Below are 20,375 nucleotides of genomic sequence, written 5' to 3'. Positions count from 1 at the left end.
TGCGCGAAAGCAATCGATCGGCGTCTCCCTAGCTGAGGCCGAGGCGTTCGAGGATGACGCTGGCCACGCCGTCCTCGTCGTTGCTCGCGCAGCACATGTCCGCCGCCTCGCGCACCTCGGTCTCGGCGTTCGCGACGGCCACGCCGAGACCCGCAAGCTCGATCATGCTCATGTCGTTGAAGTTGTCGCCGAACGCGACGGCATCGGCAGCGCTCATGCCCAGCTGCTCGCACAGCCACGCCATCGACGCCGCCTTGGACGCGTCCTTGTCCATGACCTCGATGTTCATGGGGTAGGAGCGGGTCACGGTGATGTTGTCGACATGGCGGAGCGCCTCGACGATGGCGTCGCGGTCGCTCGGGTCGTACCAGTACATGGCGAGGCGCTCGAGCGCGTCGACGCGCGCGAGGGTCTGCTCGGGCTCCTCGTCGACCGGCGCGCGGTTCCAGCGGATCGAATCGAGCGTGCCGGGGTCGTCGGGGACGAACTCGGCCAGGCGGTCGTACAGGTCGCGACGCAGGTAGCTGTGCCCGTCGGCGAAGATGTCGAAGGTCACGTCGTGGGCGCGTGCGATCTGCAGCACCTCGAGGGCCTTCGCGCGCGACAGCGGCACGCGGCGCAGCGTCTCGGACGAGACGGCGCCCTCGGCGTCGCATGCGATGCGGCTCACGACCGCACCGTTGGAGCTCACGGCGTAGTGCACGCTCGGGTGCGCGAGGACCTCCTGCGGGATGCCCACGAGGGCACGGCCCGTGCAGGGGACGAACTCGATACCATGCTCGGCCAGCTTGTCGAGCGCCTGCATGGATCCCTCGCTCACGCGCTTGTCGGTGGTGAGGAACGTGCCGTCCATGTCGGAGAATACGATCATGGCTGTCCTTTCCGCCGCTGTGCGCTACAGGCGGTACATGAAGTTGAATACGTCCTCGCGCTGGACGGTGACCGTGACGCCCGCGAGCTCGCCGGCGTGCGCGAGCGCCTCCTGCAGCTCGTGGAAGTCGAGGCTGCTCTCCGAGATGTCGGCGAGCATGGTCATGGTGAAGATGTCCTCGATGATGCTCTGCGTGATGTCGCGGATATCGACGCCGGCCTCGCCGAGCACGCGGGTGACGCCGGCGACGATGCCGGGGCGGTTCTTGCCGAGCACGGTGACGACGATGCGGTTGGATGCGGTTTCGGCCATGGAGGCCCCCTTTACGGTCGTGACGGGATACCCGCATCATTGTATCCCGAGATGTCCCGAAAGGGGACCGCGTCCAAAAAGGGGACAGGAGCATTTCGGGACATTTTGTGGGTGCGTGCGAGCTGTGCTATTCTAGGCAGGCTGTTTATGTCTTGGTCGGAAACCAAGACACCCTTTGCGCCCTGGTCGGCAACCAGGGCCAGATAGAAGAGGAGCCCTGCCATGAAGTCCGGAATCCATCCCGAGTACGTCGAGTGCACGGTGCGCTGCAGCTGCGGCAACACCTTCGTCACCCGCGCCACCAAGCCCGAGATGCAGGTCGAGCTGTGCAACGAGTGCCACCCGTTCTACACCGGCCAGCAGAAGTTCGTCGACACCGGCGGACGCGTCCAGCGCTTCGCCGACAAGTTCGGCGGTGCCGCCCAGGCCGCTCTCGAGCGCGAGGCCGCCAAGAAGGCCGAGCGCGCCAAGAAGGCCGAGGAGGAGGCCGCCAAGCGTGCCGCCGAGCGTGAGGCCAAGGCTGCTGCCAAGGCCAAGCGTGCCGCTGAGTTCGAGAAGAAGGCCGCCGCTGAGGCCGCGAAGGCTCCTGCGGAGGAGGCCGTCGAGGCTCCTGCCGCCGAGGCCGAGGTCACCGAGGCCGCTGCCGAGTAACTCGCGCACATATCCCATCGGGATCGAAACGGGGCTCCGCCATCGCGGGGCCCCGTTTTCTTGCGTGAAAACATCCTGGAGGCTTATTACATGTGCCGCCGAATAGGGAGCTCGAGCCTCAATGTGGTTTACGGTTCGGTTTTTCGAGCCCCTTCCGAGTACAAGCGCGTTTTCGGGATGAGAAGCAGCAGGTAGAGGAGGTGCGTCTCACGCGTCTACTTCGCTGTACCTCCAAAAACCGAACCGTAAACGCATCTTCGCCCGATTGGCGCTGGTCGCCAGTTCATCAGGACCGTCGCTTGGCGCTCAGCTGCTCGACGTCGAGCCGGAAGATCGCGACGCGCCCCATGCCCTCATGCGTGAACGATGCCGGCGCCCCGGGCGCCGCATGCGCCATGAGCAGGCGCAACCCCATCTCGCGCTCCGCGTCATCCACAACCTCGCGCATACGCCCGCATCCCATGACGCTCTCGTAGGAACGCGAGTACGCACACGAATAATCACCCACGATATTCCCGCCATCCCGATCGAGCTCGAACGCGACGACCACCCCCTCGGCACCGCCGCCGGCAATCGCCTCCGCCTTGCGCCCCTGCCTTGCCGAATGCACATAGAAGCGGGGGATTCCTGCCGCCTCATCCCACGCATATCCGAAGTTGACCGGCACGATGAACATGCCCTCCTCGTCGGTCAAGCCGATTCGAAGCACCTGGCATCCCTCGATGATCCGTCGGATCTCGCCAACGTCGGTCACCGCGCGTTTGCGCAATCTCATCTGTCGCATAAAACCTCTCCTGTCCGTAGCGCCTACGACCATGGTACCCAATCATTTCGAGAAACAGTGTCCGCAGTGACGCGGGGCCGTTGACGGCGACCGGACGGGGGCGAGCGCAGCGAGCATCCGTCCGGTCGCCGTCAACGGCCCCGCGTCACTGCGGTGGACGAGCTCCAACCCCGATTACCGCCAAAACTCATCGACGGGGGTCGAAGGTCGTGGGCGGGCAGGGCCCTGAGCGATTCCGCAGGCCGAAGGCCGAGGACCAGCGAAGGGCCCTGCCCGCCCACGACCGGCGGGCGCGATCACCGCCGTGGTTTCCCTGTGTCTGCACGCAACCTGCGCATATCGGACACGTCGTTTGGCTAGAGTAATCCTCGGCTGTGTCTGCGCACATTCCGTGCGCACGAGATACGAGAAGGAACACCGTATGGGATTCATGTCCAAGCTGCTCTCTTTCGGAGCGGATAAAGACCTCAAGCGCTACGAGAAGATCGTCGACAAGATCAACGACCTCGAGCCCACCTACGAGAAGATGGACGATGCCGAGCTCGCCCACCAGACCGACCTGTTCCGCGAGCGGTACGCGGGCGGCGAGAGCCTGGACGGCATGCTCCCCGAGGCCTTCGCCGTGGTCCGTGAGGCGTCCAAGCGCACGACGGGCCTGCGCCACTTCGACGTGCAGCTCATCGGCGGTATGGCCCTGCATGAAGGGCACATCGCCGAGATGAAGACCGGCGAAGGCAAGACGCTCGTCTCCACGCTCGCCGGCTATCTCAACGCCATCCCCGGCAAGGGCGTCCATATCGTGACGGTCAACGACTACCTCGCCAAGCGCGACTCCGAGTGGATGGGCCGCATCTACCGCTTCTTGGGCCTCACGGTCGGCCTGCTGCAAAACGGCATGCCGCTCGACAAAAAGCGTCCCGCCTACGACGCCGACGTCACCTACGGCACCAACTCCGAGTTCGGCTTCGACTACCTACGCGACAACATGGTCATCCGTGCCGCCCAACGCGTGCAGCGCGGCCATGCCTACGCCATCGTCGACGAGGTCGACTCGATCCTCATCGACGAGGCGCGCACCCCGCTCATCATCTCCGGCGCGGGCACCAAGTCGGCCAGCACCTACAAGGATTTCGCGCGCGCCGTCCGCGGCCTCACCCGCGGTGAGGAGCCCGAGTTCGACGCCATGATGGGCGGCGAGAAGCCCGAGCCCACCGGCGACTTCGTCATGGACGAGGCCAAGCACACCATCGCCGCCACCGAGCAGGGCTTGAGGAAGATCGAGCAGCGTCTGGGCATCGACGACATTTACGCCGACCTGTCCGGTCAGCTCGTGAACCACCTGCAGCAGGCGCTCAAGGCCCAGTACATGTTCCACCGCGACAAGCAGTACGTGGTCACCGGCGGCGAGGTCAAGATCGTCGACGAGTTCACGGGCCGCATCATGGAGGGCCGCCGCTACTCCGAGGGCCTGCACCAGGCCATCGAGGCCAAAGAGGGCGTGCTCGTGCGCGAGGAGAACCAGACGCTGGCCACCATCACCCTGCAGAACTACTTCCGTCTCTACGACAAGCTCGCGGGCATGACCGGTACCGCCATCACCGAGGACGCCGAGTTCCGCGAGATCTACAACCTCGCCGTGCAGGTGATCCCGCCCAACAGGCCCGTCATCCGCAAGGACAACGACGACCTCGTCTACCGCACCGTCGACGCCAAGTTCAACGCGGTCGCCGAGGATGTGGCCGCCCGTCACGCCGTCGGCCAGCCCGTGCTCGTGGGCACCGTCTCCATCGAGAGCTCCGAGCGCCTGTCGCGCCTGCTCAACAAGCGCGGCATCGCGCACGAGGTCTTAAACGCCAAGTACCACGAGCGCGAGGCGCATATCGTCGCCCAGGCGGGCCGCCTGGGTGCCGTCACCATCGCCACGAACATGGCCGGCCGTGGTACCGACATCCTGCTCGGCGGCAACGCCGAGGAGCTCGCCCGCGAGCAGACCCTGGAGCAGGGAATCGACCCGGTCGAGTCGCCCGAGGAGTACGAGCGCGCCTACGACGCCAACTTCGTCAATGCCAAGGCGCAGTGCGCCGAGGAGCGCGAGCAGGTGCTCGCCGCCGGCGGCCTGTGCGTGATCGGCACCGAGCGCCACGAGTCCCGCCGTATCGACAACCAGCTTCGCGGCCGTTCCGGCCGTCAGGGCGACCCGGGCGAGACGCAGTTCTACCTGTCGCTCGAGGACGACCTCATGCGTCTGTTCGGCGGTGAGCGCATGGACAAGGTCGGCGCCATGATGCAGCGCTACGACATGCCCGACGACATGCCGATCCAGAACAAGATCATCTCCAAGGCCGTCGAGGGCGCGCAGCGCAAGGTCGAGAACATCAACTTCTCCATGCGTAAGAACGTGCTCGAGTACGACGACGTCATGAACAAGCAGCGCCAGGTGATCTACGCCGAGCGCAACAAGATCCTGGACGGCAAGGACCTCGCCGGCCACATCGACGACGTCATGGACGACACCGTCTCGCGCTGCGTGCAGGAGTTCTGCGCGGTCGACTCGCACGACGGCGAGCGCGACCTGGATGGTCTGCACAAGTGGCTCGTCGAGCTCACGGGCAAGCAGGACGCCCCGACGTTTGCCGACGAGTCCTACGAGGACCTCAAGCGCGACGTGCTGGCCTATGTGGAGCAGTGCTACGAGCGCAAGGCCGACAACCTCGGCGAGAAGCTCATGCGCGACCTCAACACCCAGGTCATGCTGCGCGTCATCGATACGCGCTGGATGAACTACCTGCAGGAGATGGATTATCTCAAGCAGGGTATCGGCCTGCGCGGCTTCGGCCAGCGCGACCCGCTCGTCGAGTACAAGTCCGAGGCCTTCGCGGCCTTCCACACGCTCGTCGACACCATGTACGAGGATTACCTGCGCACCGTCCTGCGCATCGAGGTCAAGCGCGCCACGCCTGCGACCGAGCCGGCGGAGTCCCCGGCGCTCTCGCATGCAACTTACTCGGGTCCGGCCGATCCGGACGGTGGCAGCGCTCTGCGCAACCAGGCCGCCGCTCAGGCTGCCGACCAGGTCGGACGCGCTCCGCAGGGCACGGCCGGCACCGCCGGCGCCGGTGTGCGCACGTACGTGAAGGCCGAGAACGATCCGTACGCCAACGTGGGACGCAACGACCCGTGCCCATGCGGCAGTGGCAAGAAGTTCAAGAACTGTCACGGCAGGAACCGCTAATGGAGCGCGAGTTCGTCTCCGCCGAGGACTTCGACGCGCTTTCGGAGCGCTTGGACGAGGTGTCCTCCTACCTCCATGTCGATGAGAAACGCGAGCGGGTCGCGGAGCTCGAGCGCGCCAGCGCCGCCCCGGGATTCTGGGACGACGCCGAGGCGGCCCGGACCACCATGGCCGAGCTCGCGAGCGTCCGCGACGACGTGCAGGCGGTCGACCGCGCACGCGAGGGTCTCGAGGATGCGCGTGCCGCGCTCGAGCTCGCCGCCGAGATGGACGGGGACGAGGAGCTCCTGTCCGAGGCGACCCAGACCGCCGCGTCCCTGCGCGACAAGATCGACGAGCTCGAGCTGTCGTCGTGGTTCACCGGCGAGTTCGACCATGGCGACGCCATCGTGACCATCAAGCCCGGCCAGGGCGGTCTTGAGGCCCAGGACTGGACCTTCATGCTGTTCAAGATGTACATGAAGTACTGCGAGCGCCGCGGATGGAAGGTCACGATCAACGATTGCCCGGCCGCCGAGGTGATCGGAATCGACCGCGCCACGTTCACCGTCGAGGGCAAGAACGCCTTCGGCATGCTGCGCGCCGAGGCGGGCGTGCACCGTCTGGTGCGCATCAGCCCCACCGATGCCAAGAAGCGCCGCCAGACGACGTTCGCCGGCGTCGAGGTCATCCCCGTGCTGCCCGACGACATCGAGATCGAGGTCGCGCCCGACGACATCCGCGTGGACGTCTACCATGCGAGCGGTCCGGGCGGCCAGGGCGTGAACACCACCGACTCCGCCGTGCGCGTGACGCACCTGCCGACGGGCATCGTCGTGACCTGCCAAAACGAGCGCAGCCAGATCCAGAACAAGGCGGCGTGCATGCAGATCCTGAAGGCGCGCCTGTACGAGCTGGAGCTCCAGAAGCGCGCCGAGGCGCTCGACGAGATCCGCGGTCCCAAGACCGACATCGGCTTCGGCAACCAGATCCGCAGCTACGTGCTGTATCCCTATCAGATGGTGAAGGATCTGCGTACCGGCGTGGAAACCGGCGATGTGGACGCCGTCCTCGAGGACGGCGATCTGGACCGCTTCGTCGTGGGGTACCACCGCTGGGCGACCGGCAACGAGTAGGCGCCGCGCCCGCCGCCGATTGCCGTGCCGCGCCGTTGTGGCACAATAGCGTGAGCCGATCGGTGCGAGGAGGGCTATGCCGAAGCGAATCGATATCCAGAGCATCATACGGTCGCGGTTCGTCCGCGACCTTCCTTTTGTGGTGGTGGGCTGCGCCATCGCGGCCTTCGCCGTCGATATGTTCATGGTCCCCCAGGGCCTGGCCGCCGGCGGCCTGACGGGTCTGGCGACCATCATCGCCGAGCTCGGGCGCCGTGCGGGCGTCAACCTGCCCGTCGGTATCCAGACCATCGTCATGAACGCGGTGCTGTTGCTGTTCGTGGTCCGCACGGGCGGCGCGCGCTACGCCGTGCAGACGATCACCGGCTTCGTGCTGCTCGGCTTCTTCACCGATCTGTTCGCCCCCTTCGTCGTGCCGTTCGATAAGGGCGACCTCATGCTGTGCGCCCTGTGGGGCGGTATCATCTCGGGTCTCGGCTACGGGCTGGTGTTCCGCTGCGGCGTCAACACGGGCGGCTCGGACACCATCGCCCAGATCATCTCGCGCAAGACCTCGCTGCCGGTCGGCTCGACCGTCATGGCGATCGACGTGGCGGTGTGCGTGGGCAGCGCGCCGGTCTTTTCCGTCGAGAACGCCCTGTACGCGGCCTTGGCGATGGTCCTCATGGGCATCGTGATCGACCGCGTCGTCGACGGCACCGACCGCCGCCGCGCCGCCTTCGTGATCTCGGAGTCGCACGCCGCCATCGCCGACGACGTGATGTACGAGATGGGCCGCGGCGTGACCGAGCTCGCCGCGCGCGGCGTGTGGAGCGGCAAGAACCGCCCCATGCTGATGATCATCCTCGACCGGCGCGAGGTGTCGATCCTGAAGACGATCGTCGCCCAGCGCGATCCCGAGGCCATCATGTTCTTCACGGACGTGACCGAGGCGATCGGCGAGGGCTTCAAGGAGCTCGGCGACTGATCGGACGACGACAGGCCGATGTGCACGTGACGAACGGGGGCGCGCCGCCTTGCCGCATCATGGCAGGGCGGCGCGCCCCCGTGGTCGTTTTGGGTGGAACGTCCCCACCGGTCGCGCGGACAGGGCCCTGAGCGATTCCGCAGGCCGAAGGCCGAGGACCAGCGAAGGGCCCTACCCTCGCGCGACCGATGGACGCACGCTCGTGGCCGCTTTGACTCCGTTACGCGAAAGCGCACGAGGTGAACAGCGGCGTGTGGTATGGTGAAGGTGCCTGCGGGCGGAGCGCCGACGCGCTCCGAACGGTCGAGGTCGGCACCCGAACGGTGCCGTTGCATGGTCTATGTGACGCGGGGAAGGGCATGTCCCCGTGCACGCCCACGAAAGGAGGCACCAATGAGCGACGACGAGCTCAAAAAGGTTGCCAACGAGGTCCGTCGCGGCATCGTGACGGCCGTCCACGCCGCCAAGTCCGGCCATCCCGGCGGATCGCTCGGCGCGGCCGATATCATCACCTACCTGTACTTCGAGGAGATGAACATCGACCCTGCCGATCCGCATAAGGCCGATCGCGACCGTTTCGTCCTCTCCAAGGGCCACTGCGCGCCCGCGCTGTATTCCGTGCTCGCCGAGCGCGGCTACTTCCCCAAGGAGGACCTCGAGACCCTGCGCCATATCGGCAGCCATCTGCAGGGCCACCCCAACATGAACGACACGCCCGGCGTGGACATGTCCACCGGCTCGCTCGGCCAGGGCATCTCCGCCGCGGTGGGCATGGCGCTCGCCGCCAAGCACTGGGGCGATGCGTATCGCACCTACTGCCTGCTCGGCGACGGCGAGATCGAGGAGGGTCAGGTCTGGGAGGCCGCGATGTTCGCCGGCAACCACGCACTCGATAACCTCTGCCTGATCGTGGACCACAACGGTCTGCAGATCGACGGCACCATCGAGGAGGTCAACTCCGCGATGCCCATCGCCGACAAGTTCCGCGCCTTCAAGTTCCATGTGATCGAGGTCGCCGACGGCAACGACATGGCCCAGATCCGCGCCGCCTTCGCCGAGGCCCGCGCCACCGAGGGCGCGCCCACGTGCATCGTGTGCGAGACCGTCAAGGGCAAGGGCGTGTCCTTTATGGAGAACAACGTCGGTTGGCACGGCAAGGCACCCAACGACGAGCAGTTCGAGCAGGCCATGGCCGAGCTCGCGAAGGAGGCTTAAAGACATGGCTGACGTGAAGAAGGTCGCCACGCGTGCGAGCTACGGCGAGGCACTCGTCGAGCTCGGCGCCGAGCATGACGATTTCGTGGTCCTGGACGCCGACCTCGCGGCGGCGACCCAGACCGGCAAGTTCAAGGCCGCCTATCCCGACCGCTTCTTCGATGCGGGCATCGCCGAGTCCAACCTGATGGGTCTCGCCGCCGGTATCGCCACGACCGGTCGCGTCGCGTTCGCGAGCACGTTCGCGATGTTCGCTGCCGGCCGCGCGTTCGAGCAGGTGCGCAACTCCATCGGTTACCCGCACCTGAACGTCAAGATCGGCGCGACGCACGCCGGCATCTCGGTGGGCGAGGACGGCGCCACGCACCAGTGCTGCGAGGATATCGCGCTCATGCGCACCATCCCCGGCATGACGGTGATCGTACCCTCCGACGACGTCGAGGCCAAGGCCGCCGTGCGTGCCGCCTACGAGTTCGACGGTCCGGTCTACATGCGCTTCGGCCGCCTGGCCGTGCCGGTGATCAACGACCACGACGGCTACGAGTTCGAGATCGGCCGCGGCATCAAGCTGCGCGAGGGTAAAGACGTCACCATCGTCGCCTGCGGCCTCATGGTCCAGGCCGCGCTCGAGGCCGCCGAAACGCTGGCCACCAAGGGTATCGACGCCGAGGTCATCAATATCCACACCATCAAGCCGCTCGACGAGGACGTCATCGTCGAGAGCGCGACCAAGACCGGCCGCGTCGTCACCTGCGAGGAGCACTCGGTGATCGGCGGTCTGGGCGACGCCGTCTGCGCCGCGCTTGCCGAGAAGCATCCCGTCCCCGTCAAGAAGGTCGGCGTGAACGACGTGTTCGGTGAGTCCGGTCCAGCTGTCGACCTGCTGCACAAGTACGGTCTGGATGCCGAGGGCATCGTGGCCGCCGTCGAGGCGTTCATGGCCTAGGGTTTCACCACGGCCATGCCGGAAGGCTTCGAAGCCGGGCGTCGCGCGCATCGCGGTGCCCGGCTTTTCCTATCGATACGATACGGGGATTCCTTGCGAGCGCCGCGGCGAAGCCCGGTGTCGGCGGCGCGGGCCATCGCGGCGCGCCTATCCGTTGGACCTGCCGCGCGTCCGATCGGCCCTGCCCGGGTTAGGGTACACTTTTCACGGATGACGCCGCGTCCACCGCGCATGGCGTCACGGCCGAGTGGAGATCGTAGATGAGCGATACGCAGCACGACAACGGATTCGATACGCCCGACAGCGCGCCGACGCGGGTGCTCCCGTCGACGGGGACGCCGGAGTTCGCGGACGCCTGCGAGGCGGCGGCCGTCGCCACCCAGGATATGCACGAGCGCGACCAGGCGATGGAGACGCTGCTCATCCCCGCGGCGACGACCGCCATGCTCACCGAGGCGACGCGTTCCGGCGGCACGCAGGAGCTTCCCGCCGCGATCCGCGCCGCCGTGCAGCAGGCCGATGCCTCGACAGCCGACGGGCAGCGAGCCGGCGACGATGCCGTCGCTTCTCCCGCCCCCTCGCGCCGTCGCCGCGCCGTCGCCGTCGCGGCCGGGCTCGCGGCGGTCGTGCTCATCGCCATCGCGGCGTGGTGGGGCATCGCGCACCTGTCGCAGGTAAGTGATACGGCCGTCCAGCAGATCCTCGAGGCCGATGCGGAGTTCATGGCGGGCTTCGCCTCCGACGACTACGTCGAGGCCGCCCCGTATCGTCTGTCCGACGTGCAGATCGTCTCCTCGCAGGCAGACGATGACGGCTCGACGCTGGTCGACGTCACCGCGCATCTCGAGAACGAGAGCTTTTCCAGCGAGGCGAAGGCGACCCTCAAGGTCGCCCGTTCCGCGGACAAGACGCGCTATTCCGAGCTGGAAAACGCCCCTGCGACGGATTCCGGCTGGTCCGGGGCGATCATCGCGTCCTCTGCCACCACGCGTGCCATCGCGGGCGTGACCGAGGACCCGGATTTCCCGCAGGGTTTCGATCCGAGCTTCGACGCCGCCGACCAGCGGTGTACCTATACCGCCGAGCGGGCCTACGACCTGTGGTTCGGCGTGACCACGGTGAGCACGTCGTACACGTACGCGTTCGACGGCACGGCGTGGACGCGCTCCGAAGGGGACGCCGAGCTCGCCACCTCCTACGATGCGGATCGCTTCCAGGGGGTCTATGAGGCGCAGGATAGCGGCCTTTCGCAGATCACATCGTTCCGCGTGCTCGGCTTCGATGCGACGAGCGGCTCGTTTGCCATCGAGTACCGCGCATCGACGCCGGGTTTCGGCAGCTCACCGGTGAGCGGTACGTTGCAGTGCACGCTCACGGCGGCGGAGCCGACCGATGCGACGGCGGCGTATCGGCAGGTGGACGGTCTGGCGTACACGTTCAGCGGCACGGGGACGAGCTCGGGTGGCACGGGGTCCGCCTCCATCGAGGGCGCGCTCGGGTTGGACGGCAGCCTCGTGGTCTCGATGTCGGTCGACTACACCGAGCCGCCGTTTTTGTTCGGGCCCTCCAGCGACGAGACGATGCAGATCTCGGGTACGCTGGTCCGTGCGGACGCCTGATCGAGTGCCATCGCGCGGATGGCCCCGGATTTCCGTGCCATGCCCATCCTCGAGCATGGATTAACGCAATCCGGCCTCTACGAAATATCGCAAGTTTTTCTTCAAACGTAAACTGTATCGGTCACCCCTGTCCTGAGGGCGTCGGATAATGGGCCCACGCGAAGCGGGAACGACGAGGGGTGATGCACCATGCGGTTCAACAGGGATATCGTGCGCTTCGATATGGGCGGCATCCCGGTTGCGGCCGACACCGGCACCGGGACGATCGTGGGCCTGACGGCGGAGGGTGCAGCGCTCGCGGACGCGCTGGCGGTGCGCGACGTGTCTCGCGAGGAGGTTTCGGACTCCTGTGCCGAGCTCGTGGCGTATCTGGATGGCCGGGGCTTTTTCGACGAACCGCGGCAGCCCCGTCTCGCGTCGGCGTACGTGCATGTCACGAACAGGTGCAACCTGTCCTGTATCGGCTGTTATTCGAACGACGCGGGGCGCAACCGCGACGCCGATCCCGCCCTCGCCTCGCTCGAACGCGCACTCGACGTGTTGGCGCGGCTCGGCGTCACCCGGCTGGTGGTCTCGGGCGGTGAGCCCTTCCTGCGCGACGACCTCGCCGATATCGCCCGCGCGGCCTGCAGGGCGGGTATGGATTCGGTGAGCGTGCTCACCAATGGGACCCTGTGCACGCCCGATCGCGTGGAGCCGCTTGCCGGGCTCGTGGACACGGTCGCCGTCTCGTTCGACGGGACCGGACGCGCCGCCCGTGCGCATCTTCGCGGCGACCAGCGCTTCGATGCGCTCGTGAAGGCGGTCGCGACCGTTCGCGACGCCGGTATCGCCGCCCGCATCCTGCCGACGGTGCACGCGCGCAACGTCGGCGATATCCCGGACTATCTCCGGCTTGGGCGCGAACTGGGTGCGAGCGTGGGCTTCAGCCTGCTCAGCGGATCTCCCGAGGTGCTCGGCGACCTTATGCCCGACCGGACGTGTCTGACCGGGTTGGCGGAGGTCCTGGCTTCGGCGGGGCTGTCCGCACACGACGCCGACGCGGAGCCTTCGGCGCGCCGCGCGCTGGCGGCCTGTCGGTCGTGCGGCGCGGGCAGGACGGGCGTGAGCGTGGCGGCGGATGGATCGCTGTATCCGTGCCACATGCTCCACATGCCTCCCTTCAGGCTCGCCGACATATTCCACGACCCCATCGACGATATCTCCTGCGCCCTTTCCGCGTTCGATCTGCCGGCGGTCGACGCGTTGGGGACCTGTTCTGCCTGCGGTAAGCGCTATCTGTGTGGAGGTGGTTGTCGGGCGCGCGCTTACCTCGCCGCCGGTCGGGTGGACGGTATGGATCCGTACTGCGCCTACTACGACCGGGCCCTGGACATCGCCGTCGACGCGGTGGCGTCGACGTGCCCAACCGGAAAGGAAGATTGACATGTTGTTCGCGATCGATGCCAATACCGATTCCCGTTCCCTGTGCGTCGAGATCTTCGGGCTGCTGGTCGGACTGTAATCGGATCGGGGAGGAGGATACGGAACCGTGACCACGCTGCGTGAAGCCGTCCATGAGGATGCGGTGGCGCCCAGGCCGCGCCAAAAGCTCCTCGTCGTTTTGGCGATCAAGCTCATCTGCGTCGTGATAGCCGTGGGTACCGGCTTGGTGACGTTGGGTATGCTGACGATGCTTCCGGCGCTCGCACAATCCGGCATCTCGCATGGCGAGATCGCCTATCTGCTGCTCTGCGCCGTCGAGATCGTCGCCAACGTCGCGATCGCCTGGAATTTCGATCTGTTCATCTGGTCGATCGCGATCAGATCCGAGATCTTCTCCAGGCGCCAAAGCGAGCGGCTGATCGTGCTGGGGTACCTTCATGCGTTTCTGGTCGTGTTCGGTTTGCTGCATATCGAGTACGCGCCGCCTACCAGCATGTTCGCCTGGTTCCAGCCCGCTGACGTCCGCCCGGAGCTCGATTTACGACTCTTAATGTTTTCTGCGATGTTTTTCGCGCTTGCGGGAGTTTTCGAGTACGGTAGAATGTTGAAGCAAGATTCCAGCAGCATCGTGTGAAGGTGGTTGCAATGCCGATTGTCATGAGACTCGACCGTATGATGGCCGACCGTAAGATGTCCTCCCTCGAGCTTGCCGAGAAGATCGGCATCTCGCCCGTCAACGTTTCCCGAATCAAGACCGGTCGCCTGAAGGGCATCCGTTTTTCCACGCTGACCGCCATGTGCGAGGCGTTGCACTGCAAGCCCGGCGACATCATCGACTGGATGGATGACGACGAGTACGTCGAGGCGTTCGGCTCGCTTCCCGGGGAAGAGGACTAGCTCCGTATCCACGATACCGCGATCCGTGCGGTCGCGTATCCACCCGATATCGCATGCGCGCGGCGCGACGGCCCGGTGGCCGCCGCGCCGCGTCCCGTGTCGCGGCTCTATGTATAGGGTGTTCGAAATCGTGGATATGCATGCAAACTCTGTGCATGGAACGATTCCCTGATAGAATAGCGACGTATATGTAGTTCAAACGCACGACACGAAGGAGCTTATAGTGGGTAACCACTTCCGTAAGCCCGGTGACGAGCAGGCGACGCCTCAGGCGACGACGGGCGGGCAGTACGTTCCCGGCCACGTCGCTTCAACCGATGGCGAAGACCTGTTCTCGCAGGCATCAGCGCCCACGGCGCAGCCCGTAGCGGATCCTTTCGCCTACAATCCGGCACCCGAGCAGATGGCGGCGTCCCAGACGGCCGATCCGCTGGCGGCACCCGCCCCCGCACCGGCGGGCGGTATGCCCTTGGCGAACATCCCCTCGCCCGATCAGCCTCCGGCGCCCGTCTCGACGGGTGTGTTCATGACGCAGGCCGGCCCGGCGGTCGCCTCGACCGATCTGTCCGAGCAGCGCCAGATCGCCGATGTCGACACCGCGCTGCAGAGCCCCGACTTCACGTCGGTGTTCGCGCCGGTCGGTGAGTCGCGCAAGAAGATGGCGCGCGAGGCGGGCGTGGAGCCCGTCATCCTCATGGAGCACCTCACCAAGATCTACGCGGCGCAGCCGAACAAGCCCGCCCTCGACGACGTGAACATCGAGATCTATCCCGGTGAGTTCGTCTTCCTGGTCGGTCACTCCGGCTCCGGTAAGACCACGCTGCTGTCGACGATGGTGCGCGACGTCAAGCCCACGTCCGGCCGTGTGCTGGTCGCCGGTCAGGACCTCATGCGCATCAAGAACCGCAAGGTCCCGTTCCTGCGTCGTCAGATCGGTACCGTGTTCCAGGATTTCAAGCTGCTGCCCAACAAGACGGCGTATGAGAACGTCGCCTTCGCGCTCGAGTGCATCGGCAAGCCCCGCGCGGTCATCCGCAGCCAGGTTCCCGAGGTGCTCCGTCTGGTCGGTCTGGCCGATCAGATGGATTCCTATCCCGATCAGCTCTCCGGCGGCGAGCAGCAGCGCGTCGCCGTGGCGCGCGCGATGGTCAACCGTCCGCCGCTGCTCATCTGCGACGAGCCCACGGGCAACCTCGACCCGGCGATCTCGCTGGGCATCATGAAGCTGCTCGAGCGCATCAACCGCACCGGTACGACGGTCGTCGTCGCCACGCACGATCGCGAGATGGTCGACTCCATGCATCGCCGCGTCATCGCGCTCGAGGCCGGCCATGTCGTTCGCGACCAGGAGAGGGGAGGTTACGGCAGCTATGGCGCCTAGTAACTTTGGATATTCGCTGCGCGAGGCGGGCAGCCATTTCGTCCGCAACCTGGGCACCTCGCTCGGCGCGGTCATCACGATCTTTCTGTCCCTGTTCATCATCGGCCTGTTCATCATGGGTTCCGCGTTCGTGAACTCCGTGATCGGCACGGTGGAGCAGCAGGTGACGATCAACGCCTTCATCTCCGACGATGCCACCGACGAGCAGGTCGAGGCGTTCCGCACCAAGCTCGAGAGCTGGGAGAACGTCAAGAGCGTCGACTTCAAGACCAAGGAGGACGCGCTCGCCGACTACACCGGCAACATCTCCAACAACGCCGATGCTACGCTGGCCGCCCTCGACGGCGAGAACCCGCTGCCTCGTTCCTTCGTGATCGAGATGGAGGATCCCTCGCAGGTCCAGTCGACCGCCGAGCGCATCAAGGAGGATGCGGACTTCCGTCAGATCGTCGACGACGAGGATCCCGATGAGGACAACGTCGACGCCGACGTGAACGCGAGCGTCCTGTACGGCCGGGAGGAGGTCGGCCGCCTGTTCCAGGTGACCACCTACATCCGCATCGCCGCCGTGGTGCTCGTGGGCCTGCTCACCTTCATCGCGTTCATCTTCATCAACAACACGATCCGTCTGTCCATCACCGCGCGTCGTCGCGAGATCGGCATCATGCGTCTCGTGGGCGCCTCGAACAGCTTCATCCGTGGGCCGTTCATCACCGAGGGCGTCATCCAGTCGCTGCTCGGCGCCCTGCTCGCCATCGGCGTGCTGGAGCTGATCCGCAACTTCGGCATCCCCGCGCTGCAGAACGCCGTGTCGTTCATCTCGTTCAACCTGCCGATCGAGATGTACCTCATCACCTACGGCGCGCTCGTGCTCGTCGGCATCGTGATCGGCCTGTTCGGCTCCGCGATCGCCATGGGTCGCTACCTCAAGGTCTAACGCCGTTCGCGTAACGCGATTCGATGCGCCGGGTCGTCCTCGCGGGCGGCTCGGCGCTTTTTTGTCGGGATCGGTCGGGTATCGCTACGGAATGCGACGTCGGGGCGCCGGTCCCACCCTTGTCTGAGCGCCGTGGCGTCGGGCAACTTGCTCAATTTGCACTTTTCGGGGGTTTCGCGACTGCTTTGGCGACATGCTGGAAATCTGACGAAATAGAAAGTCTAGAACGCAAAGCAAAACATATCGTCGAACTACACCGGCGATCGAAACCCCCGAAAAGTGCAAATTTAGCAAGTTGGCGGTACGCATGGGACGTTCACCGACGTGCAGCCGACGCGTTCGCCCGCACGGCAGCCGCAGGAGTTCGCTTTGCTTCGGATTCGCGTCAACGATGTGCCGACGGGCAGGGGTTTTGCAGATCCGACAGCCCTCGGCAGCTGGGCGAGCGGGCATTCCGGCGTGCGGCTAGCCTGCAGTGGGTATACGTACACAGACATGAAGAGGGGAGACGACATGGGACGTAAGCGGAAAGGCGCCTCGCGCCGTCCGACGCGCTCCCGGCATACGGGGCGCCTTACCGGGACCGTGCGCATCACGGATGCCGGCGCCTACGTCGAGACCGCCGAGGGTATGTTCCGTCTCACGCAGCGCGGCGTGCGCGAGGCGATGAACGGCGATACCGTGACGGTCAGTTTGCATCGCGGGCCCGGCGGCCAGATGCGCGCCGTCGTCGAGAGCACCGAGGTGCGCGTGACCGACGTGTTGGTCGGAACCTACGATATCGCCGGCCCGTTGGGCGTCATCCGTCCACTCGATACCCGCATCCGCCAGGATTTCTTCGTCTTGCCGCGAGACCGGTCGGCGGCCGATCACGGCGTCGAGCCCGGTGACGTGGTGAGTGCGCGCATCGTGAGCTATCCTACGCGCTACGAGTCGGGTGTCGTGACGATCGAGCGCCGCATCGGCGGTGCCGATGCGCCCGATCTGGGCATCCAGTGCGTGATGGCGCGCTACGACCTGGCGGACGGCTATCCGCAGGCGGCCGTCGACGAGGCGCGCGCCCGCACGCTGGACGTGGATGCGGCGCTTGCCGATCCGCTGCGGCGCGACATCCGCGACCGTTTTCTGCTGACGATCGATCCGATCGACGCGCGCGATTTCGATGATGCGATCTCGGTCGAGCGCACGGCGCAGGGTGGATGGAAGCTCGGCGTGCATATCGCCGACGTGTCCGCGTACGTGCCGTGGGAGTCGCATGTGGACCTCGAGGCGCGGCGGCGTGCCACCTCGGTCTACCTGGCCGATCGCGTGCTGCCCATGCTGCCCGAGGAGCTGTCGTGCGATCTGTGCTCGCTCGTACCCGGCGAGGAACGCTTGGCGTTCACGGTGGACATCGAGCTCGACCGACGCGGTAGGGTCCGCGGCTTCACGCCGTATCCGAGTGTGATCAGGTCCCGTGTGCGCATGGATTACGAGGCGGCAGATGCCTTGCTCGACGGGGCCGACGGCACGACGGACGTGCTGTCGCCGGACCGTGCCGCGGCGCTCGAACGGGCACGCGGTATGTGCGCGGATGCCGCGCGGTGCGGGGTCGACCTCGCGGCGTTTCTGCGCGATGCCGACGAGCTCGCAGGCAGACGGCGCGAGATCCGTCATGCGCGCGGGGCGATCGATTTCGAGACCGTCGAGATCCATGCCCTGCTCGACGAGGATGGCATGCCGTGCCGTATCGTCAAGCGTGAGCGTACGCGGGCGACGTCGCTCGTGGAGGAGGCCATGCTCCTCGCGAACGAGTGCGTCGCCGGCTGGCTGTCCGATCGCGGCCTCGAGGCGGCGTACCGCGTGCACGAGGCGCCATCTGCCGATGAGCTCTCCGATGCCGCCAAGACGCTCGCCGGCATCGGTGCGATCGACCGCGAGACGGCAGCCGGTATTCGCGCCGGCGATCCTGCGGCGATCGAGCGCGCGGTCGCATCCAGCCGCGAGACGGGCTTTGCCCCGTTGGTGAACGCGGTGCTGCTGCGCGCGATGCAACGGGCGGTCTACCGTCCGCACAACCTGGGGCACTATGCCCTGGGCGCGCCGGCGTACTGCCACTTTACCAGCCCCATCCGACGTTACCCCGACCTGCTCGTGCACCGTGTGCTCAAGTGGCAGCTTGCGCGCGACCGGTTGGGTGCGGCGGCGTCGCGGGACCGCGCCTCCGAGCTCGTGGGCAACGGGGATCAGGCGCTCGTGCGCGTGCTTCCCCAGCTGTGTCGGCAGTCGAGCGCGGCTGAGCGGACGGCCGATGCGGCGGCGCATGCCTCGCAGAAGGTGAAGGTCGCCCAGTACTATGCGTCGCGCATCGGCGAGCGCTTGAGCGGAAGCGTGTCGTGGATCGACGCGATGGGGGCGTTCGTGCGCCTGGACGACACCGGCGCGGAGGGGTTGATCCGCCTGTCCGCGCTCGGCGGCGACGAGTGGTGGGACCTCGATGAGGAGCGCTTCCAGCTGACCGGGACGTCGTCGGGGCGCGCGCTCACGCTGGGGACGCGCGTCATCGTCGAGGTCGTGGGCGCCAATCCGATTCGCGGGCACGTCGATTTCGAGCTCATCCACGTGCGCCGTGCGCTACACTGATGGTCCTGACGAACGTTTGGGAGGAACCGTGGACCTACCTGTTTCAGAGATGGATATCGCGCAGGCCGAGGCGTATCTGGCGGCTGGCGACCTCGCTCAGGCGACACCGCTGCTGGAGCGCCTCGTGGAGCTTGCCGAGGAATATATCGACGCGGAGTGCAAGACCACCGATGAGGTGCAGTACTTCAGCTTTGCCGACGCGTTCGAGCGTCTGGCCTATCGCCGTATCGAGCGCGACCCGCGCACGCTCGTGCAGCTCGACGCTCCGTTCGACCGCCTGTATGCCGCGCTCGCCTTCGCCTATATCTGCCAGCAGGATTACGTGAGCGCGCGCAACGCGCTCTCGCAGGCCGTGCGCTGGAACCCCATGAACTGCGCCTATCGCCTGGATTTGGCGGAGCTGTTCCGCGCGCTGGACGACACGCAGGAGTGGGCCGCGCTCAGCCATTCGGTCATCGAGCGCGCGAGCGATGCGCGCTCGGCGGCGCGCGCCTATGCGAACCTGGGCGAATTCTTCCTCGACGCGCACAACGCCCTCGCCGCGTCCGGCTGTGCTCGTGTGGCGCAGCGTCTGGCGCCGCAGGATGCGCGCGTGGAGGCCCTCGTCGAGCGCATGGTGGCCGAGCGCGCCGAGGCGGCCGAGGCCACCGACGAGGAGGCCCTCGCCGAGCTCGCGACGCAGGGCGTCGACGCCAATCCGTCGGCCGAGATCGCGATCTGCCTGCTCATGTGCGCCTCGGATGCCGCCGCGGCGGGGGACCGCAACGAGGCGACGCAGCTGACGGTCCGCGCGCGCGGTCTGATCGGCGACGAGGCGTGCCGGGCGCTCGTCAAGCTCATCCGCGAATCCGATGCAGAGCTCGCGGCCGAGCGCGCCGACGATGCCGGTGCTGCGCCCGAAGCGGGGGAGGTCGACCATGCCTAGCCGCAAGGAGCGCAAGACCATCGCCAAGAACCGCTCGGCGCACCACGAGTACTTCATCGAGGAGACCTTCGAGTGCGGCGTGGTGCTCGCCGGCACCGAGGTCCGCAGCCTGCGTGAGCGCGCCTGTCAGATCACCGACACCTTCGCGCTCATCCGCGGCGGCGAGTGCTGGCTGGTGGGCGTGCACATCCATCCCTACAGCCATGGTTCGATCTTCAACCGCGATCCGGACCGTCGGCGCAAGCTGCTGCTCCATCGCAAGCAGATCGATTACCTCGATGCCAAGCTGCGCAACCGCGGTTACGCGCTCGTGCCGCTCGAGCTGTACTTCGACGACAACGGCCGCGTGAAGCTCACCTTGGGTCTCGGCCGCGGCAAGAAGCTCTACGATAAGCGTGAGGACATGGCCAAACGCGACGTGCAGCGCGAGATCGACCGCGCCCTCAAGCAGCGCGGCCGATAGGCACCGATGGGCG

The 20,375-nt window shown here is 66.4% G+C and carries 18 protein-coding genes; 15 read left to right on the top strand and 3 right to left on the bottom strand.

Features of this window, described 5'->3' with window-relative positions:
• Nucleotides 1–28 precede the first annotated feature (28 nt).
• Together I6E04_RS03195 and I6E04_RS03190 are read right to left on the bottom strand one after the other, a co-directional pair.
• Entirely contained in the window at nucleotides 29–871 is an 843-nt protein-coding gene (locus I6E04_RS03195) for an HAD family hydrolase (RefSeq protein ID WP_235421729.1), read from the bottom strand.
• 24 nt (nucleotides 872–895) lie between these two features.
• The gene (locus tag I6E04_RS03190; RefSeq protein ID WP_235421728.1) at nucleotides 896–1,183 is read right to left on the bottom strand and encodes an ACT domain-containing protein; all 288 of its coding nucleotides are present in this window, start codon (nucleotides 1,181–1,183) and stop codon (nucleotides 896–898) included.
• 222 nt (nucleotides 1,184–1,405) lie between these two features.
• Between I6E04_RS03190 and rpmE the strand changes: the two genes are divergently transcribed.
• Nucleotides 1,406–1,834, top strand: a complete 429-nt coding sequence (gene rpmE / locus I6E04_RS03185) for a 50S ribosomal protein L31 (protein ID WP_235421727.1) — start codon at nucleotides 1,406–1,408, stop codon at nucleotides 1,832–1,834.
• A gap of 286 nt (nucleotides 1,835–2,120) precedes the next feature.
• Here rpmE and I6E04_RS03180 read toward each other — a convergent pair whose 3' ends face one another.
• Nucleotides 2,121–2,618, bottom strand: a complete 498-nt coding sequence (locus I6E04_RS03180) for a pyridoxamine 5'-phosphate oxidase family protein (protein ID WP_235421726.1) — start codon at nucleotides 2,616–2,618, stop codon at nucleotides 2,121–2,123.
• Between the two features lie 421 nt (nucleotides 2,619–3,039).
• Here I6E04_RS03180 and secA point away from each other — a divergent pair, with 421 nt between their 5' ends.
• From secA to smpB, 14 genes are all read left to right on the top strand, one after another.
• A complete protein-coding gene (secA, locus tag I6E04_RS03175) occupies nucleotides 3,040–5,850 on the top strand; it encodes a preprotein translocase subunit SecA (RefSeq protein WP_235421725.1) in 2,811 nt (936 codons plus the stop codon).
• Nucleotides 5,850–6,965, top strand: a complete 1,116-nt coding sequence (gene prfB / locus I6E04_RS03170) for a peptide chain release factor 2 (protein WP_235421724.1) — start codon at nucleotides 5,850–5,852, stop codon at nucleotides 6,963–6,965. The genes secA and prfB overlap by 1 nt, the downstream gene beginning before the upstream one ends.
• A 76-nt stretch (nucleotides 6,966–7,041) precedes the next feature.
• The gene (locus I6E04_RS03165; RefSeq protein ID WP_235421723.1) at nucleotides 7,042–7,932 is read left to right on the top strand and encodes a YitT family protein; all 891 of its coding nucleotides are present in this window, start codon (nucleotides 7,042–7,044) and stop codon (nucleotides 7,930–7,932) included.
• Between the two features lie 393 nt (nucleotides 7,933–8,325).
• Nucleotides 8,326–9,147: a transketolase gene (locus I6E04_RS03160; protein WP_235421722.1), complete on the top strand. Its 822-nt coding sequence runs from the start codon at nucleotides 8,326–8,328 to the stop codon at nucleotides 9,145–9,147.
• Nucleotides 9,148–9,151: 4 nt separating this feature from the next.
• Nucleotides 9,152–10,093 carry a transketolase family protein gene (locus I6E04_RS03155; RefSeq protein ID WP_235421721.1) on the top strand — a complete coding sequence of 314 codons (942 nt, stop codon included), beginning with the start codon at nucleotides 9,152–9,154 and terminating at the stop codon, nucleotides 10,091–10,093.
• Between the two features lie 260 nt (nucleotides 10,094–10,353).
• Nucleotides 10,354–11,712, top strand: coding sequence for a hypothetical protein (locus I6E04_RS03150; RefSeq protein WP_235421720.1), 1,359 nt, complete (start codon nucleotides 10,354–10,356; stop codon nucleotides 11,710–11,712).
• 189 nt (nucleotides 11,713–11,901) lie between these two features.
• Nucleotides 11,902–13,137, top strand: coding sequence for a radical SAM/SPASM domain-containing protein (locus I6E04_RS03145; protein ID WP_235421719.1), 1,236 nt, complete (start codon nucleotides 11,902–11,904; stop codon nucleotides 13,135–13,137).
• A gap of 106 nt (nucleotides 13,138–13,243) precedes the next feature.
• Nucleotides 13,244–13,771 carry a hypothetical protein gene (locus I6E04_RS03140; RefSeq protein WP_235421718.1) on the top strand — a complete coding sequence of 176 codons (528 nt, stop codon included), beginning with the start codon at nucleotides 13,244–13,246 and terminating at the stop codon, nucleotides 13,769–13,771.
• An 11-nt stretch (nucleotides 13,772–13,782) separates the two neighbouring features.
• Nucleotides 13,783–14,034: a helix-turn-helix domain-containing protein gene (locus I6E04_RS03135; RefSeq protein ID WP_235421717.1), complete on the top strand. Its 252-nt coding sequence runs from the start codon at nucleotides 13,783–13,785 to the stop codon at nucleotides 14,032–14,034.
• A 223-nt stretch (nucleotides 14,035–14,257) separates the two neighbouring features.
• On the top strand, nucleotides 14,258–15,415 hold the full coding sequence (ftsE, locus tag I6E04_RS03130; protein ID WP_235421716.1) for a cell division ATP-binding protein FtsE: 1,158 nt from the start codon (nucleotides 14,258–14,260) through the stop codon (nucleotides 15,413–15,415).
• Nucleotides 15,405–16,352 carry a permease-like cell division protein FtsX gene (ftsX, locus tag I6E04_RS03125; RefSeq protein ID WP_235421715.1) on the top strand — a complete coding sequence of 316 codons (948 nt, stop codon included), beginning with the start codon at nucleotides 15,405–15,407 and terminating at the stop codon, nucleotides 16,350–16,352. The genes ftsE and ftsX overlap by 11 nt, the downstream gene beginning before the upstream one ends.
• Nucleotides 16,353–16,865: 513 nt before the next feature.
• Complete coding sequence (locus tag I6E04_RS03120) at nucleotides 16,866–18,974, top strand: ribonuclease R family protein (RefSeq protein WP_235421714.1); 2,109 nt, start codon at nucleotides 16,866–16,868, stop codon at nucleotides 18,972–18,974.
• Nucleotides 18,975–19,002: 28 nt separating this feature from the next.
• Nucleotides 19,003–19,899, top strand: coding sequence for a hypothetical protein (locus tag I6E04_RS03115; protein ID WP_235421713.1), 897 nt, complete (start codon nucleotides 19,003–19,005; stop codon nucleotides 19,897–19,899).
• The gene (gene smpB / locus I6E04_RS03110; protein ID WP_235421712.1) at nucleotides 19,892–20,362 is read left to right on the top strand and encodes an SsrA-binding protein SmpB; all 471 of its coding nucleotides are present in this window, start codon (nucleotides 19,892–19,894) and stop codon (nucleotides 20,360–20,362) included. Before I6E04_RS03115 ends, smpB begins: the two co-directional genes overlap by 8 nt.
• Nucleotides 20,363–20,375 lie beyond the last annotated feature (13 nt).

The organism is Collinsella tanakaei, assembly GCF_021531055.1.
Lineage (GTDB): Bacteria > Actinomycetota > Coriobacteriia > Coriobacteriales > Coriobacteriaceae > Collinsella > Collinsella tanakaei_B.
The sequence above is the reverse complement of the archived record's forward strand: the minus strand, read 5'-3'. Positions and strand labels throughout refer to the sequence as shown.